The following is a 17597-nucleotide window of genomic DNA, read 5'->3' on the forward strand; positions in this document are numbered from 1 at the left end:
ATTTAAGTTTTGAGTAAAAGGAAATTAGCCATATTAGGTTCTACGGGCAGTATTGGGACACAGACCTTAGAAGTAGTAGAACAATATCCTGATCATTTTTCGATTACTGTACTATCTGCCGGAAGAAACGCCGATTTATTGATTCAACAGGCTCTTAAGTTCAGGCCAGCTGCAGTGGTCGTTTGTGAAAAGACGGCTTTTGAGAAGGTAAGCGATACTTTGCAGGGCAAGGGCATCGAAGTCCTGTTCGGTGAAGATGCACTGGTGGAGACCGTGCAGCGGGATGATATAGATATCGTCCTGACAGCGGTAGTTGGGGCGGTTGGGCTAAGGCCTACTGTTGCGGCTATTGAATCGGGTAAGGATATCGCTCTGGCCAATAAAGAGACTTTGGTGGTTGCTGGGGAACTGATTACAGGCTTGGTTGAAAAACATCAGGTTAAACTGTTGCCGGTTGACTCAGAACATTCGGCTATATTTCAATGCCTGGCCGGTGAGGAGGCTAACCCTATAGAGAAGATTATCCTTACAGCCTCGGGAGGTCCCTTCCGTGGGAAATCAATCGAAGATTTAAAGTCGGTGACGAAAGCGCAAGCTTTGAAGCATCCGAACTGGACAATGGGAGCGAAAATAACCATTGACTCGGCTTCTCTGATGAATAAAGGATTGGAAGTGATTGAGGCCAAATGGCTGTTTGGTTTAGAGTATGACCAGATCGATGTCATTATCCATCCGCAATCCATTATCCATTCGCTGGTGCAATTCGAAGATGGTTCTCTGAAAGCTCAGTTGGGCTTGCCGGACATGAAGCTTCCCATTCAATATGCTTTGACCTATCCACAGCGATTTGAAAATAACTTTAAGCGCTTTAGCTTCTTGGACTACCCAAATTTGACTTTTGAACAGCCCGATATGGAGGTTTTCAGAAACCTAAAGTTGGCATTTCAGGCCCTTGAAGCTGGTGGTAATGCAGCCTGTGTGCTGAATGGTGCCAATGAAGTTGTCGTAGATGCTTTTTTGAATGACCAGGTTGGTTTTTTACAGATGAGTGAAATCATTGAAGAGACATTGTGTCAGGTGAAATCACAAAAAACGTTAAGTTTAGAGGATTATTTACAGTTCGATTTGGAAAGCCGGACTGTGGCACGAAGTTTAATAGAACGTATTTAAATAATTAAATAGTAAATAAAATAATAAAAATATAATCAATGGGAATTGTAATCATGATTGGGCAAGTACTTTTAGGCTTGTCATTATTAATCATCTTGCATGAGCTTGGGCACTTTCTAGCTGCTCGGGCATTCGGAATCAAGGTGGAGAAGTTTTATCTTTTCTTTGATGCCTGGGGTGTGAAATTGTTCAAATTCAATTATAAAGGTTGTGAGTATGGTGTGGGCTGGTTGCCGTTGGGTGGTTATGTGAAGATTGCAGGTATGATCGATGAATCGATGGATACCGAACAGATGAAAGGCGAGCCACAGCCATGGGAATTCCGTTCTAAACCGGCTTGGCAACGTTTGATCGTCATGCTGGGCGGTATCATTGTCAATATTATCGTGGGTATCGTGGTTTTCTGGATGTTGACCTTTAAATATGGAACTACCGACTTTAACAACACGCAGCTTTACGGTGTAAAACCGGGCATTATCGGTGAAAAGGTTGGCTTGAAAGAAGGGGATAAGATCCTTGCCGTAAATGGTAAAAAAGCGAATCTATTCTATCAAGATCTGTTGACTTCGGACGTGTTGATGGGTGATGCGGTGTTGACGGTTGATCGTGCAGGTCAGCAAATGGAGATAAAATTGCCCAGCGATATCCTGAATGATGTCTCTGAACATAAGAAGAACGAGTTGGTTCAGCCTATGTTCAAGATGCTTCCCGTAACGATGGTCGAGAAGAACAGTAGGGCGGAGAAGATGGGATTGCAAGTAGGGGATAGCATTGTTTCGATCAATGGGGTTCAAGTGCAGCAATTGGATCAATTTAAATCTGAATTGGCAGCGAATAAGAATAAGGAAGTAAATTTGGATATTGTTCGTAAAGGAAGTCCAATGGCTTTAACAGCAGCTGCAGATAGTTCTGCTACCCTAGGTTTCCTAAACCTTCCGGTAGTTCAGCATAAATATGGCTTTATGGAGTCCTTGCCGCTGGGTGCAAGCAAAGCTTTCTCGGTGATTACGGATAACATCAAGGGCTTCGGAAAGATTTTCAAAGGTGAGGTGCGTGCTGACAAAGCGCTTTCAGGCCCGGTAGGGATTGCAACCATGTTCGGTACTGAGGTAGATTGGTTAAGGTTCTGGAGTCTGGTAGGTATGCTTTCCATGGCCTTGGCCTTTATGAATATCTTGCCAATCCCAGCATTGGATGGTGGACACGTGATCTTCTTGTTGATTGAGATGATTCAAGGGAAGCCATTGAGTGATAAGTTCTTGGAGAAAGCCCAGATCGTTGGGTTCTTCATCATTATCGCACTGATGATATTCGTTTTTGGAAACGATATTTTCAAATTGACGAAGTAATCTATTCAAAGATATAGGAAGCCCTGCGGTGTATGACCACAGGGCTTTTTTAATGGAAATAAGGTAGAGAATAAATTAAAAAACTATTGTTTGCGAATTAAAATAATTTGTACCTTTGTCTCCCGATAAAAATGAAAGAGACCTTCTACCCAATAGCATTTCAAAAAGTAGTTTCTACTTCTCGTCAATATATTAATTGATCTGTTAGCCCGTTTGGGCTTTTTTTATGTTTAGGAGTTAAGGAAATCTATCAGTAAATTAGTGATACGTTTTAACTAGAAATAAGAATGACCAACTACAGCAAATTGCCAGCAATTTTAGTCCTAGAAGATGGAACAGTTTTTCATGGTAAGGCCGCAGGAAAGATCGGTACTACTACAGGTGAGATTTGTTTCAACACTGGTACGACTGGCTACCAAGAGATCTTTACGGATCCTTCCTATTATGCACAGATTATGGTTACGACCAATGCGCATATCGGAAACTATGGTATCGATGATGAGGATGAAGAGTCTAAAGAGATTCAGATTGCAGGTTTAGTTTGTAAGAACTATAACATCAACTACAGCCGTAAAATGGCTGACCAATCTATCCAGAATTATTTCGAGGAAGAGAATTTGGTGGGTATCTCTGATATCGATACGCGTTCTTTGGTTCGTCATATCCGTAGTAAAGGTGCGATGAATGCGATCATCTCTTCTGAGAACCTAGATGTAGACTCCTTGAAAGCAGAATTGGCTAAAGTGCCTTCTATGGACGGTTTAGAACTTTCTTCCCGTGTTTCTACTAAGGAACCATACTACTATGGTGAAGAAGGTGCTCCTACTCGTATCGCTGTATTGGATTTAGGGATCAAAAAGAACATCTTAAGGAACTTTGATTCTCGTCAGGTGTATGCAAAGGTTTTCCCTGCTAAGACTACATTTGCAGAAATGCAAGAGTGGAACCCTGATGGATACTTCATTTCAAATGGTCCTGGTGACCCTGCTGCAATGGATTACGCGATCCAAACCGTTAAAGATATCTTAGCTGCTGATAAACCAATGTTCGGGATTTGTCTTGGTCACCAAATCTTGGCACTTGCAAATGATATCAGGACGCAAAAAATGCACAATGGACATAGAGGTATCAACCACCCTGTAAAGAATATTATCGCTAATAAATGTGAGATTACTTCTCAAAACCATGGTTTTGGTGTAGTAGCGGAAGATATTGAAAACTCTGATAAAGTAGAGATCACGCACGTGAACCTCAATGATAATTCGATCGAAGGTATCCGTGTAAAAGGTAAAAATGCATTCTCGGTACAATATCACCCTGAATCTTCTCCAGGTCCTCACGATTCAAGATATCTGTTCGATGATTTTATCGCTATGGTAAAAGGATAATTTCAGATAAAATATAAATCAGGTCGCATCTCAATGTTGCGACCTTTTTTGTGCCATTAAATTCGATGGATAAGGATAGGAGGCTGGACTGGTTAGTTTTGTGTATTTCAAAAGATGCTGCGTCCCGGATTTTTGGTTGAGTTTTACGATTTTCATAATATTCAATTTAGCAATGATTTAATTTTTCCAAGCATTAGGCCGAATCACTTAGATTTTTCATATTTTTGATAAAGTAAGAATTATTGTTATATTAGTGTCTTAGATACACTAAGTAAGGTAGCTAACGAAGTAAGATATTTAAATAAACCACACATAAAATGAGCTTGATAATTGACGTACATGCGCGCCAGATTTTAGATTCGCGCGGAAATCCTACGATAGAAGTTGATGTAACAACGCAAAACGGTTTTGTTGGCCGTGCAGCAGTTCCTTCAGGAGCTTCTACAGGTGCACACGAAGCGGTAGAATTACGCGACGGTGATAAAAAGAAATACTTAGGAAAAGGTGTTTTGAAAGCTGTTGAAAACGTAAATACAAAGATTGCAAAAGCTTTAGAAGGTGTTGACGTATTTGAACAAAATGCAATCGATAAATTGATGATCGATTTAGATGGTTCTGAAAACAAAGGTAAATTAGGTGCTAACGCTATCTTAGGTGTTTCTTTAGCGGTTGCTAAAGCTGCAGCTCAAGAAAGCCGTCAGCCTCTATATCGTTATATCGGTGGAGTAAATGCCAATACTCTTCCTCTTCCAATGATGAACATTGTAAACGGTGGTGCTCACTCTGATGCGCCTATCGCTTTCCAAGAGTTCATGATCATGCCAGTAGGCGCTGAGTCTTTCTCGGAAGCTCTACGTTGGGGTGCTGAGGTTTTCCATAGCCTTAAGAAAATTCTTCACGACCGTAACTTATCTACTGCTGTAGGTGATGAAGGTGGGTTTGCTCCAACTTTTGAAGGTACTGAAGATGCTATCGAAACTATTTTGGAAGCAATTAAAAAAGCTGGCTACAAACCAGGAAAAGAAATCTGTCTTGCGCTTGACTGTGCTTCTACTGAGTTCTTCGTAAAAGGTAAATATGATTACGCTAAGTTCGAAGGTAAAGGTGGAGCGGTTCGCAGTATCGAAGAGCAGGTAGATTACCTAGCTGAATTGACTGCAAAATACCCTATTATCTCTATTGAGGACGGTATGGCAGAAGATGATTGGAAAGGCTGGAAATTATTGACAGAGAAAATCGGTGACCATGTACAATTAGTTGGTGACGATTTGTTTGTTACAAATACAAAACGTCTTCAAGAGGGTATCGATAAAGGAATTGGTAACTCCATCTTGGTTAAAGTTAACCAGATCGGTTCTTTGACAGAGACTATCAACGCTGTTCATTTGGCTCAAACCAATGGATATACTTCAGTAATGTCTCACCGTTCAGGTGAAACCGAAGATACTACCATTGCAGACCTTGCGGTAGCTCTAAACTGTGGTCAGATCAAAACTGGATCAATCTCTCGTTCAGACCGGATCGCTAAATACAATCAATTGTTGCGTATCGAAGAAGAATTGGGCGAGAACGCAAAATTCATCGGAAAAGATTTTAAATACGCTCCGAAAAAATAATTGACTTTCTAGTCAGGGAAAAGGGGACCTTTGGGTTCCCTTTTTTTATGGCTTCTGTTTTAGCAGATCAGTTTATGGCTTCTAAGGGTCCTTAGGTTGTTAAAATATTTATTTTTCCACAATGGTTAATTTAATTATTCCAATATGCTGTTTCTATACTTGTATAGTTCATCTTAAAATAGTTATCTTTAACCGAATTTTAATTGCTTTGGTCTAGCCTATGGAACGTTTCATTAATACTATCCGTAATCAATATCTTATCGCAGGAGTTGCATTCTTAGTCTGGATGTGTTTTTTCGATCGTTACGATATTACTACCCAGTACAATTTTCAAACTGAGAAAACCAAATTGGAGCAGGAGAAAGAGTATTACACGAATGAAATTGAAAGCATATCTCAATCCATCAAAGATGTGCAATATAACCAAAGTGAGATTCAACGTATCGCCCGCGAAAAATACAAAATGAAGAAAGACCAAGAAGATGTCTATATCATTACCGAAATAGACGCACCGGAGTCAAAATAGTTACAATCCCCTTTCCTGTTTTCCATTTCTCTCCTTGATATTGCTCTGCAATTATCACGGTTTTGTCATTTAACTTGACCGTCAGTTCAATCCTATTTTTCTGATTATTCTTCTGTGTTTTCAATTGAAAACATGTGTTTATAGTCTCTAAAGGCTGATTTTTCAATTATTAAGGCTAAATGAAATCAAATAAATCATACTGCAACTAAATAGTATATGAATTGAAATAATTATTCTTATAATGATTATTTCAGATTCTATTTGGAATTGCCATGATAGTTATATTTTGCCCTAATAATTGTAAATAATTATAAAAAATAGCTAAATATGTTTTGAATATCATGGAATAATGAAAGTAATTTGAAAATATTAAAATATTATGTTTCGTTTATTTTATAAATAAGTTATGTTAATTATTATCTGCAAGAATTATATATAACTATAAATTACATATATAAAATATTACTACATGTAATTTTAAAAATACCCACACTAATTCTGTTCAATAAATAAAATTACTTAAAACGCTTTATATAGATAAAATATTGACTTTTTTAATATTTTTACGCCATTAATAACTATTTATTTAGCCGTAAGTCTAATTTTTATTAACAATTACAATTAAAAGATCAATTTTTTATGAAACAAAAATTACTCTGTCTTCTTTTTGTGTTAACATGCCTAATTGGGCAAACGTTTGCACAAAATCAAAATCTGAGTGGTACTGTGACCTCAGCGAATGACGGGCAGGCCTTGCCTGGTGTGTCGGTTCGTGTGTCTGGTTCAACGAATGCTACTCAAACAGATGCAAACGGAAAGTACACATTAACCAATGTGGCTTCTGGAAGTAGCATCACATTCTCATTTATCGGTTATTCGTCTCAAACGGTAACTTTTAACAACAATGCAGTTATCAATGTTCAATTAAGCTCAGCAGGTGAAGAACTTGATGAGGTGGTTGTCGTTGCCTATGGTACAGCTAAGAAATCTGAAGTAACAGGTTCCATGGCTACCATGAGTGCAGAAGATTTGGACAAACGTACTGTATCCAACGTATCCAATGCATTAGCGGGTATGGCTCCAGGTATCTCTGTTTCTTCCGGAAACGGTCAACCAGGATCAGGTGCTAGCGTACGCTTGAGAGGTATCGGATCTATGAGTGCTTCAAGTTCTCCTTTATATGTGGTAGACGGTGCTGTATTTGACGGTAACATCGGTGATATTAACGCTGATGATATCGAAAGCATCTCCATCTTAAAGGATGCGACTTCAGCTGCTCTTTATGGATCTAGAGCTGGTAACGGTGTGATCATGATCACAACGAAAAAGGGTCGCGGTCCGGCTAAATTAAATGTTGGCTTAACGCAAGGTATTACGGAAAGAGGTATCAAAGAATACGAAACAGTAGGAATCAATGATTATTATCCTGTTGCATTCCAGGCTATCAAAAACTCAAGAATGTTCCCTGCTAGCGGAGCTCAAGGTGCTTCAGAAGCAGATGCGAATAAATATGCATTCGATAATATCAAGAGATTCCTAGCTTACAACCCATTCAACGTTGCGGACAATGAAATCGTTTCAATGGACGGTACCATGAATCCAAATGCAGGTTTGAAATACGATGATTTCAACTGGTTTGATGCCATTCAACGTGTTGGAAAAAGAACTGATGCCAATATGAACATCGGCGGTAGCAACGAAAAAACTGACTACTACGTTTCATTGGGATATTTGAATGATGAAGGTTATATCTTAAACTCAGATTTCCAACGTTTCAACGGAAGGATCAATGTAAACTCTCAGATCAAAGATTGGTTAAAAGCAGGTGTTAACATTTCTGGTGCTATGTCTGAAGGTTCATTAGCTTCTGATGCTTCAACAGGTAATGGTAACTCCTACATCAACCCATTCTCGTTCATCAGAGGATTAGGTTCGATCTACCCAGTTCATGCATTTGATGCAACTACAGGAGCTCCAGTTGTTGACCCAGTTACTGGAGAACAATACTACGACTACGGAATGCACCCAGGCGCTGTAAACAGACCTTCAGGAGCAAGTCCGGGTAGACACGTTATTTACGAGACTATCTTGAATACTCGTCTGAACAAACGTACGATGTTAGGTGGTAGAGCTTTCTTGGATATTAAATTCTTGAAAGATTTCACATTCACACCTTCGGTTAGCATTGACCTTTCTAACAGAAACTTCGATTACTCTTGGAACAACCAAGTAGGTGATGGTGTTTCTTACAATGGATTAGGTTCAGCTGAAAACTACATCACGAAATCATATACTTTCAACCAAGTATTGCAATATAGAAAATCATTTGATTTACATAACGTATCTGCAATAGCGGCTCACGAAAACTATGATTATCAATTCAGCAGCAGAAATGCGACCAAAACAGGACAGATTATTTCTGGAATCACTGAATTAGATAACTACGTAACTCCACTTTCTTCAGGAGGATACAAAAACGTGAACCGTCTTGAATCTTACTTCGCTAAAGCATCATATAACTACGATGAGAAGTATTATGCAGATGCATCATTCAGAACGGATGGTTCATCGATCTTCGATGATAGCAAAAGATGGGGTAATTTCTTCTCAGTAGGTGCTGCATGGGCTATCAACAAAGAGGACTTTATGTCAAGCGCTACTTGGATCAACGACTTGAGATTAAAAGCTTCATACGGTCAAGTTGGTGTCAACCACCTATTGGATGTAAACGGAAATACAATCTATTACGGATATCAAGCGCTTTACAACCTTGGATGGTCTAATGGTGGATTGCCAGGAACTGTTCTTAGTTCATTACCTAACCCTAACCTGACTTGGGAGTCTTCAAATACATTCAACCTAGGTGTGAACTTCGCTTTATTCAACAACAGATTAAGAGGTGAGGCTGAATACTACAAGAGAGGTTCAGACCAGTTATTACTATCCGTTCCACGTCCTCTTTCTTCTGCAGTTAGTACAGAATTCAGAAACGTTGGTTCGATGTACAATACAGGTTTTGAATTGTCATTATCAGGTGATATCGTAAGAAACGATAATTTCACTTGGACAATGACCAAAAACTTCACCACCTTCAAGAACGAAATCACGAAGATGCCGGTTGAATCTCCAGTTATTACTGCTGGAAACAAAAGAAGAGAAGTTGGAAGAGATTACTACTCTTTCTGGTTGAGACAATACGCTGGTGTTGACCAAGCTGATGGTGCTGCCCTTTACATCCCTGCAGAAGGTACTGCACAAGAGAACATCCGCGTAGTGGATGGTAAAGAATATGTAACCAACCAAAACTATGCGAAATTCGATTATTCAGGTACTTCAATTCCTGATGTAATGGGTTCCATCATCAATACCTTCAACTATAAAGCATTCACATTGTCTTTCTTGTTGAACTACCAGATCGGTGGAAAAATCTATGATAGTAACTACGCTGGTTTGATGAGCACAAACTCATATGGTAAATCATACCATGTTGATGCGATGAAAGCATGGACTACGTCAAATACTACAAGTAATATCCCTAGATTAGACCAAGCGAACAGCAACAACATCAATGCTGCTTCTACAAGATGGTTGACAAGCGCGTCTTACTTTAGCATTCAAAACGTAAACTTCCAATATAGATTACCAAGTAGCTTGTTGAACAAGATCGACCTGTCTACTGCACGCGTATTCTTAACTGGTGAGAACTTAGCCTTATTCTCAAAACGTAAAGGTATGAATCCTACAGAAAGCTTTGATGGATCTGTATCATCTACTTATTTGCCGACTCGTATTTTCAGCATCGGTGTAAATGTTGGATTTTAATTAGCAGCTGAATTATTATGAAAAAAAGAAATTTAACGATATATGCTTCCGTTTTACTTCTAGCTCTTAGCGGATGTAAAAAGGACTATTTGGAAACCGCTCCAACTGACAAAGTTTCTCAAGATGAAATCTTCAGTTCGATTGCCAATGCTAATACAGCATTGAACGGTATCTATAGATTTATGTTTGAGCGTACAACCGTAGTGGATTGGAATGTTCAAAACAAACCAGGTGTTGGTGGTATCATGCTAGGTCTTGACTTTATGGGCGAAGACTTAGGTATCAGTGATGCAAACTGGTTCGGTTCTACCGGTGAAGGTAACTGGCAAGGTGGTCGTAATGACAACCATAAATTGACTGAATACTATTATAGAACTTTCTACAAAATCATTGGTGACTCTAACTTTATCCTGGATAATGTAGATGGTCTTCCAGGAACTGATGAAGAGAAAAACAACCTGAAATCTCAAGCTTTGACGCTTAGAGCATATGCTTACTCCAATCTGGTTCAGCTTTACGCTAAAAGATATGATGCAAGCACAGCAAACGATCAGCTAGGTGTTCCTTTGGTATTGAAATCTTCAGATGGCGCATTGCCAAGATCAACAGTGAAAGAAGTGTATGCTTCAATCATCAAAGATTTAGATGATGCGATCGCATTGAACGTGGAATCAAGAGTAAACAAGTCTCATATCAACCTATATGTGACTTACGGTATACGTGCAAGAGTTGCTTTGACCATGCAGGACTATCCTAATGCAATCAAATATGCTCAATTGGTTATCGAGTCAGGAAGTTTCCCATTGATGAACCAAGATACGTACATGAAAGGATTCAATGATGCTCCTTCTATGTCTGAGTTTATGTGGGCTTCTATGCCAACACAGGATCAGATGGATGCATTCGGATCTTACTTTGCACAGATCGCTTACAATGCAAATACCTCTTTTATGCGTGCGAACCCTAAGAGAATCAACTCTGCATTGTATGACAAAATCTCTGAAACAGATATCAGAAAGAAACTATGGGAACCAAAACCAACTGCGGCCAACTTCCCATTGCCATTGGCATCTTTCGCTCGTCAAGAGTATATGACTAGGAAATTCTCTATCAAATCACCAGGTGGTGCTTTGGGAGATGTTCCTTTGATGAGATCGGCAGAAATGCACTTGATCTTGGCAGAAGCTTATGCAAGCTCAAACCAAACGGCTAATGCACAAGAAGCATTGTTCAACTTTGTAAAAGTTCGTGACCTTGAAGCGAAGAAATCAACCAACACGGGTGCCGCTTTATTGGAAGAGATCTGGACCAACAGAAGAACAGAGCTTTGGGGTGAAGGATTCAGATTCTACGATTTGAAACGTTTGAACCAGCCTTTGGACAGAACTGTCGTTCCTAACTATGCTCCTGGAAGTGTAAATGGAATCGTAAAGGTTGCTGCCGGTGCTAAAGATTGGCAATTCTTGTTCCCATTGGCGGAATTGAATGCTAACGCGGAAATCAAACAGAACGATTAATTCGGTTTGTAAATAATAATCTGGAAGAGGTTGTCTGAAGAGACAACCTCTTCTTTTTTGAGGGAAAGGGAGAAGAAGTGGCATCGGCTCTGCTCTGCCAATGGGATGAAAGGTGCATTTGAACCAGGATGGAAGGGATAAGAGGATAGACCATGATTATGATCAACATTTCGCTGGAAAATCCATCATACTGTAGGGACGTATCGAATACGCCCGCGCCCCAATGACTCTATTATCCTTATCCGAAGGTCACGGAAAGTACGCCAATTCTAATAATGCTGTTTTTAATTAATCTATTTGATTTTTGATGTTGTTCTGAGATCCTTCCTGCGTACACAATATTGTCTTTTTTGCGACATACTGCCCTAGCAGGGCAGAATTATTTTAGAAAGGGTCTTGAACAAAAAAGGTGGTAACGAAAAACCGATGTTCGATTAATCGAACATCGGTTTTTCGCTAATTCCAGCCTATCATGCCGCGTCGGCTAAAATAATGAAACCCCTATAGGGTTCCATTTCTAAAATTTCAAAAACCAATGCTTTTTGCCAGCCTGCTGCTATCTTTATTTCTTCTGTACATTGTGGGCTGATGCTATTTAGAAATGCTTATAGATGGTCCATTAATAAAAACAATCCTTTTACCCTTTCACTAATGAAATTTCCTGGTAGGTATCAGAAATGGCAAAGATCCTATAGCCATGGTCATACAATAGCTTAAAGAATTTCTGTCCTTTTTCCTTACCATTGGGAAAGAACCTTTCGTGGGTTTCAACGAGGATTTGTTTGATGGGAATGCCGGAGTTTAATATTCCTTCCATGACAGCGTATTCAGAGCCCTCTATGTCCATCTTTAACACATCGATGGATTGGTGCCCCAAATCGTTGGCAATCTCTTTAAACTCCTTTAAAAGCACGTCTACAGAATCGTGTTCATCGACAAGGCTATGGTCGTAAACACTTCCGGAAACATGCTCCTTGTTTTTGGGAAGATGGAAGGTAACCATCTCCGTTTTTTCGCCCAAACCAAAAGGATGGAAATAAAACTGTTCTGGAGTTTCATTATTACGCACGTAATTGATAGACTTTGGGGTAGGATCGAAGCCAAAAACCTTGGCTCCATGTTTGGCAATGATGGCTTTATCAAATGAAATATCCTCACCAATGCCAAATGAATATACGATCGCATTATCGGGAACCAGGCTTGGATCGACATAAAAGCCGCCATATCCATTGCCATACCATTCCTTTGCACGTTTTTCCTCTACGTCAATAAAAGCAATCTTTCCAATGCGCGCTTTAACCCAATATTCTAATCTTTTAAGTTTGTCGTTTCTTTCCATTCTTTGTGGTAGATTAATTTAAATATACCCAAAAAATGGAAAAATCCTAAACTTCTGAAATTGCGTTGATGATATCGTATTGGGTGATGATATTGATCCTTCCAAAATCATCTTCCACCAATACCGCTTGGGTATCTTTATTGATCAATCCAGAGATCTTATCAATGGAGGTGTTCAGGTCAACAAATGGAAAAGGTTTGGATGTAATCTCTTCCACTGCAGATGATTTTAATGATGGATTTTCGAGCAATGCAGAAAGAATATCCGATTCTGTGACCTTTCCGATTACCATACCCTGTTGGGTGACAGGTATTTGGGAAATGTTCAGCGATTTCATGATATTGAAGGTTTCCACAACAGTCTGGTTGGCATCTGCCGTGATGATGGCCTGTTCGCCACGTTTTTTGAGAATTGATTTTGCCGTTAGCTTCTCATCTTTTAAGAATCCTCTTTCGCGCAACCAATCCTCATTGTACATTTTTCCCATGTAACGAGATCCATGGTCATGGAAAATCACAACGACTACATCATCTTCTTTCAGGTCTTTTCCTAATTGTAACAAACCTGCCAATGCAGCGCCGGCAGAATTTCCGGCAAAGATACCTTCCTTGCGCGCCAGGTCCCTGGTCATCAATGCTGCATCTTTATCAGTGACCTTTTCAAACAGGTCTATCAGTGAAAAATCAACATTCTTCGGCAAGAAATCCTCACCTATACCTTCGGTGATATAGGGGTAGATTTCATTCTTGTCAAATATGCCGGTTTCCTTATATTTCTTGAATACGGAACCATAGGTGTCAATCCCCCAAACCTTGATGTTCGGGTTCTTCTCCCTCAAATATTTTGCGGTACCCGAGATAGTACCACCGGTTCCGACCCCTACGACCAAATGCGTAACCTTTCCTTCGGTCTGTTCCCAGATTTCCGGACCGGTCTGCTCATAATGGGCTTTAGTATTGGAAAGGTTGTCATATTGATTGGCCTTCCAGGCATTGGGAACCTCTTTCTCCAATCGGCTGGAAACCGAATAATAGGAGCGAGGATCCTCTGGATCTACGTTGGTAGGACAGACGATCACTTCAGCACCAAAGGCACGAAGGGCATCGATCTTCTCTTTCGACTGCTTATCCGTGGTGGTAAAAATACAGCGATAACCTTTTACTACGGCCGCCATTGCCAATCCCATTCCTGTATTTCCCGAAGTCCCTTCGATAATGGTGCCTCCAGGTTTCAGTAAACCGGCTTCTTCAGCATCCTCAATCATCTTCAAGGCCATACGGTCCTTGATGGAGTTTCCAGGATTGCTTGTTTCGATCTTGGCTAAAATAGTTCCCTTTAAATTCTCAGTTATCTTATTTAGTTTGACCAAAGGTGTATTTCCAATGGTTTCTAAAATGTTATTATACCACATAGGTGAAGTTTTGTGTCTGTTTGTTGTCTACCACAAAAGTAGATATTTTTTAGAACTTCAAGTGTTTTACCGTTAAGCCATTGTTGATTAATTGCTTTAAGGCATCAATTCCAATTTTCACATGGGTTTCCACATAAGATTTGGTAACCGTCACATCAGATTTGTCTGTTTTAACGCCTTCCGGTACCATTGGTTGGTCTGAAACCAATAATAGGGCACCAGTAGGGATCTTGTTGGCAAATCCTACCGAAAAGATCGTTGCAGTCTCCATATCTACGGCCATGGCACGGATGCTCTTTAGGTATTTCTTAAACTGCTTGTCATGCTCCCAAACGCGACGGTTGGTGGTATAGACAGTTCCGGTCCAGTAATCACGGGAGTGGTCCCTAATGGTGGTGGAAATGGCTTTCTGCAGAGCGAAGGCCGGTAGTGATGGTACTTCAGGTGGCAGATAATCATTGGAAGTCCCTTCTCCACGGATCGCAGCGATCGGAAGGATCAGTTCACCTACATCTATTTTCTTCTTTAATACCCCTGTTTTACCTAGGAATAGCACTGCTTTCGGGTGGATGGCTGTCAATAGGTCCATCACGGTTGCAGCAACGGGAGAACCCATACCAAAATTGATGATGGTAATGCCGTCTGCGGTACAGGTCTGCATCGGTTTGTCCTCGCCCATGATCGGCGCATCGCCATGCATCTGCGAAAACAACTTCACATAATTGCTGAAATTGGTCAATAATATATATTCCCCAAATTCTTCCAAGGGTCTACCCGTATAACGAGGCAGCCAATTGTTCACAATATCTTCTTTTGTCTTTAATCCTGCTTTAATAGGGGAGTTTACCTCTTCGATATTTTCTTGTTTTTCGTCTTTTTTCTTAGTCATAATTTCATCCTTTCTTAATAATTTCCTAATACAAAAAACCCTCGCGTGATTGGCGAGGGTTTAGATTTTTATGCGACTTGCAGTTTCTTAAAGTCCGTCTTAGCAAACTTGTTCTTTGCATAATCCAGACTGATCTGCAAGGTCTTGTCTTCTGAATTTTCCTTATTGCTCGGTGTTTCGAACATGGCATCCAGCATGATTGCCTCACAAATGCTCCGTAACCCACGGGCCCCTAATTTGAATTCCCAAGCTTTGTCAACGATGAAGTCATAAACCTCTGGCTCGAATGACAGCTTGATCCCTTCGTACTCAAACAACTTGATATACTGTTTTACCAAGGCATTCTTAGGTCGGGTAAGGATATTCAACAAAGTTTCCTTATCCAATGGGTTCAGATGCGTAAGAACTGGCAAACGACCGATCAACTCAGGGATCAATCCGAAGTTCTTAAGATCTTGCGGAGTGATGTATTTATATAAGTTGTTCAGGTCAATTTCCTGATCCTCATCTTTCATTTTATATCCAACAGTTTGAGTTCTCAATCTGTTTGCGATTTTCTTTTGGATACCGTCAAATGCACCACCACAGATAAACAGGATGTTGCTGGTATTTACCGAGATCATTTTCTGATCAGGGTGCTTACGGCCACCTTGAGGTGGAACATTGACATTGGTTCCTTCCAAGATCTTCAATAATGCTTGTTGAACGCCTTCTCCTGAAACATCACGGGTGATCGATGGGTTATCGCTTTTTCTAGCGATCTTGTCAATCTCATCGATATAGATGATTCCACGTTCTGCGGCAGCGACGTCATAGTCTGCAGCTTGCAGTAATCTGGTCAAGATGCTTTCCACATCTTCACCGACATATCCTGCTTCTGTCAAAACTGTAGCATCCACGATACAGAATGGCACGTTCAAGATCTTGGCAACGGTCTTTGCCAATAAGGTTTTACCTGTTCCGGTCTCTCCGACGATAATCAAGTTGGATTTTTCAATCTCGGTCTCATCCGACTCAACACGTTGGTTTAAACGTTTGTAATGGTTGTAAACCGCTACAGAGATGACTTTCTTCGCATCATCTTGTCCAATCACGTATTGATCCAAATGTTCCTTGATTTCCTTTGGACGGATTAATTTAAGAGCAGTTTGAATAGATTTATTCTTGCGTTGCTTAAGCTCTTCCGCCAAAATCTCCCCAGCTTGTTGCACACATCTGTCGCAGATATGCGCACCATCACCCGCAATAAGCATTTGCGCTTCATTTTTACTGATTCCGCAAAATGAGCAATGGATATCTCTATTGTTCGATTTACTCATTGTTATTATTTTGTTTCTTTCTTCTTCGGTAGCAATACCTCATCTATCATACCAAATTCTTTGGCTTCAGCGGCACGCATCCAATAATCACGGTCTGATGACTTCTCAACCCAGTCGTAAGTCTGGCCCGAATGATCAGCGATGATCGTGTATAATTCTTCTTTTAATTTCAACATTTCACGCAGGTTGATCTCCATATCTGCAGCTACACCTTGTGCACCTCCAGATGGTTGGTGGATCATCACACGGGAGTGACGCAATGCTGCACGTTTACCTTTAGCACCTGCCACTAATAATACAGCACCCATTGAGGCTGCCATTCCGGTACAGATCGTTGCTACATCAGGAGAGATGTACTGCATGGTATCATAGATGCCTAGACCAGCATATACACTGCCACCTGGTGAATTGATATAGATCTGTATGTCACGTTGCGCATCGGTCGATTGCAAGAACAATAACTGTGCTTGAACGATATTTGCAACCTGATCATTAATGCCATCTCCTAAAAAGATGATACGGTCCATCATCAAACGTGAAAATACGTCCATCTGAGCTACATTCAGTTGTCTCTCTTCGATGATGTATGGCGTAAGGTTGCTCGGAATTTGTTGTTGTAGTCTAGAAATGTAACCATCTACATGTTGGCTTCCAATTCTATGATGCTTGATAGCATACTTTCTAAATTCGTTTTTATCTATATTCATGTGATTCTTTCTGTCTTTATGCTACTAATATAATATTTATTTTAATATCCAAAATTTTCCTGCCCAAAAGATGGCAGTTCCGTTATAAATGTAAATTTCTCCTCCTCGAAATCTATCCTGCAATAATAATGCTCAATTCCATTACTGACCAAAAGAAGGGGGATTTTATAAATACTGTTGTAATTTGCGATCTGTTCGAATGTTTTTTCGGTAATTTTGACAGATGGAGCCTTGAATTCTGCCAAAAGTACGCGCGATCCTTCTCGGTCATAAATCACCAGATCACTCCTTTTCTGCAGGCTGTTCAGGGATAGGCCGCCCTCGATCTTCATCAAGGACATCGGGTACTGATAGTGCCTGTTCAGATGACTGACCCAATGTTGTCGTACCCACTCCTCCGGTGTCAACAAAAGATGCTTCTTCCGCAGCTCGTCGAAAATATAATACTGATCCTGTTTTTTGCTGATTTTTGCCGGAAAGGGCGGTAAGTTCAAAGGAACCGGTCTAAACATTTACAAAATTACGAAATTTTCCAACCTTTTCC

Annotated in this window: 13 protein-coding genes; 7 read left to right on the top strand and 6 right to left on the bottom strand. The window is 40.2% G+C overall.

All coding sequences use genetic code 11. The features are described 5' to 3' along the window. The first annotated feature begins 9 nt into the window (after positions 1 to 9). From NLF99_RS17700 to NLF99_RS17730, 7 genes are all read left to right on the top strand, one after another. The gene (locus NLF99_RS17700) at positions 10 to 1170 is read left to right on the top strand and encodes a 1-deoxy-D-xylulose-5-phosphate reductoisomerase (RefSeq protein ID WP_254529859.1); all 1161 of its coding nucleotides are present in this window, start codon (positions 10 to 12) and stop codon (positions 1168 to 1170) included. Positions 1171 to 1208: 38 nt separating this feature from the next. Continuing rightward, positions 1209 to 2519: an RIP metalloprotease RseP gene (gene rseP / locus NLF99_RS17705; protein ID WP_185210433.1), complete on the top strand. Its 1311-nt coding sequence runs from the start codon at positions 1209 to 1211 to the stop codon at positions 2517 to 2519. Between the two features lie 287 nt (positions 2520 to 2806). Beyond that, complete coding sequence (gene carA / locus NLF99_RS17710) at positions 2807 to 3907, top strand: glutamine-hydrolyzing carbamoyl-phosphate synthase small subunit (RefSeq protein WP_254529861.1); 1101 nt, start codon at positions 2807 to 2809, stop codon at positions 3905 to 3907. Between the two features lie 317 nt (positions 3908 to 4224). Further along, positions 4225 to 5523, top strand: coding sequence for a phosphopyruvate hydratase (gene eno, locus NLF99_RS17715; protein ID WP_185210431.1), 1299 nt, complete (start codon positions 4225 to 4227; stop codon positions 5521 to 5523). A gap of 220 nt (positions 5524 to 5743) precedes the next feature. Then, positions 5744 to 6049: a septum formation initiator family protein gene (locus tag NLF99_RS17720; RefSeq protein ID WP_185218184.1), complete on the top strand. Its 306-nt coding sequence runs from the start codon at positions 5744 to 5746 to the stop codon at positions 6047 to 6049. A gap of 639 nt (positions 6050 to 6688) precedes the next feature. After that, entirely contained in the window at positions 6689 to 9871 is a 3183-nt protein-coding gene (locus NLF99_RS17725) for a SusC/RagA family TonB-linked outer membrane protein (RefSeq protein WP_254529863.1), read from the top strand. Between the two features lie 17 nt (positions 9872 to 9888). Further along, entirely contained in the window at positions 9889 to 11388 is a 1500-nt protein-coding gene (locus tag NLF99_RS17730) for a RagB/SusD family nutrient uptake outer membrane protein (protein WP_254529865.1), read from the top strand. 637 nt (positions 11389 to 12025) lie between these two features. Here NLF99_RS17730 and NLF99_RS17735 read toward each other — a convergent pair. The 6 genes from NLF99_RS17735 to NLF99_RS17760 all read right to left on the bottom strand — a co-directional run bounded on the left by NLF99_RS17735 (position 12026) and on the right by NLF99_RS17760 (position 17565). Then, positions 12026 to 12727: an FkbM family methyltransferase gene (locus NLF99_RS17735; protein ID WP_185210426.1), complete on the bottom strand. Its 702-nt coding sequence runs from the start codon at positions 12725 to 12727 to the stop codon at positions 12026 to 12028. A 46-nt stretch (positions 12728 to 12773) separates the two neighbouring features. Beyond that, positions 12774 to 14138, bottom strand: coding sequence for a pyridoxal-phosphate dependent enzyme (locus NLF99_RS17740; RefSeq protein WP_185210425.1), 1365 nt, complete (start codon positions 14136 to 14138; stop codon positions 12774 to 12776). A 49-nt stretch (positions 14139 to 14187) separates the two neighbouring features. Next, positions 14188 to 15027, bottom strand: coding sequence for an AMP nucleosidase (locus NLF99_RS17745; protein WP_185210424.1), 840 nt, complete (start codon positions 15025 to 15027; stop codon positions 14188 to 14190). Between the two features lie 68 nt (positions 15028 to 15095). Beyond that, the gene (gene clpX / locus NLF99_RS17750; RefSeq protein WP_185210423.1) at positions 15096 to 16346 is read right to left on the bottom strand and encodes an ATP-dependent Clp protease ATP-binding subunit ClpX; all 1251 of its coding nucleotides are present in this window, start codon (positions 16344 to 16346) and stop codon (positions 15096 to 15098) included. A 5-nt stretch (positions 16347 to 16351) separates the two neighbouring features. After that, a complete protein-coding gene (gene clpP, locus NLF99_RS17755; RefSeq protein ID WP_093098991.1) occupies positions 16352 to 17053 on the bottom strand; it encodes an ATP-dependent Clp endopeptidase proteolytic subunit ClpP in 702 nt (233 codons plus the stop codon). 41 nt (positions 17054 to 17094) lie between these two features. Next, positions 17095 to 17565, bottom strand: a complete 471-nt coding sequence (locus NLF99_RS17760) for a type I restriction enzyme HsdR N-terminal domain-containing protein (RefSeq protein ID WP_185210422.1) — start codon at positions 17563 to 17565, stop codon at positions 17095 to 17097. Between the last annotated feature and the right edge of the window lie 32 nt (positions 17566 to 17597).

This window comes from Sphingobacterium sp. LZ11T8 (assembly GCF_024261425.1).
In the GTDB taxonomy this organism is placed as follows: domain Bacteria; phylum Bacteroidota; class Bacteroidia; order Sphingobacteriales; family Sphingobacteriaceae; genus Sphingobacterium.

Bases quoted from the DNA above. Each gene is read 5' to 3' on its own strand.
- rseP (WP_185210433.1), top strand. From the start codon at position 1,209: ATGGGAATTGTAATCATGATTGGGCAAGTACTTTTAGGCTTGTCATTA.
- carA (WP_254529861.1), top strand. From the start codon at position 2,807: ATGACCAACTACAGCAAATTGCCAGCAATTTTAGTCCTAGAAGATGGA.
- eno (WP_185210431.1), top strand. From the start codon at position 4,225: ATGAGCTTGATAATTGACGTACATGCGCGCCAGATTTTAGATTCGCGC.
- NLF99_RS17720 (WP_185218184.1), top strand. From the start codon at position 5,744: ATGGAACGTTTCATTAATACTATCCGTAATCAATATCTTATCGCAGGA.
- NLF99_RS17725 (WP_254529863.1), top strand. From the start codon at position 6,689: ATGAAACAAAAATTACTCTGTCTTCTTTTTGTGTTAACATGCCTAATT.
- NLF99_RS17730 (WP_254529865.1), top strand. From the start codon at position 9,889: ATGAAAAAAAGAAATTTAACGATATATGCTTCCGTTTTACTTCTAGCT.
- NLF99_RS17735 (WP_185210426.1), bottom strand. From the start codon at position 12,727: ATGGAAAGAAACGACAAACTTAAAAGATTAGAATATTGGGTTAAAGCG.
- NLF99_RS17740 (WP_185210425.1), bottom strand. From the start codon at position 14,138: ATGTGGTATAATAACATTTTAGAAACCATTGGAAATACACCTTTGGTC.
- NLF99_RS17745 (WP_185210424.1), bottom strand. From the start codon at position 15,027: ATGACTAAGAAAAAAGACGAAAAACAAGAAAATATCGAAGAGGTAAAC.
- clpX (WP_185210423.1), bottom strand. From the start codon at position 16,346: ATGAGTAAATCGAACAATAGAGATATCCATTGCTCATTTTGCGGAATC.
- clpP (WP_093098991.1), bottom strand. From the start codon at position 17,053: ATGAATATAGATAAAAACGAATTTAGAAAGTATGCTATCAAGCATCAT.
- NLF99_RS17760 (WP_185210422.1), bottom strand. From the start codon at position 17,565: ATGTTTAGACCGGTTCCTTTGAACTTACCGCCCTTTCCGGCAAAAATC.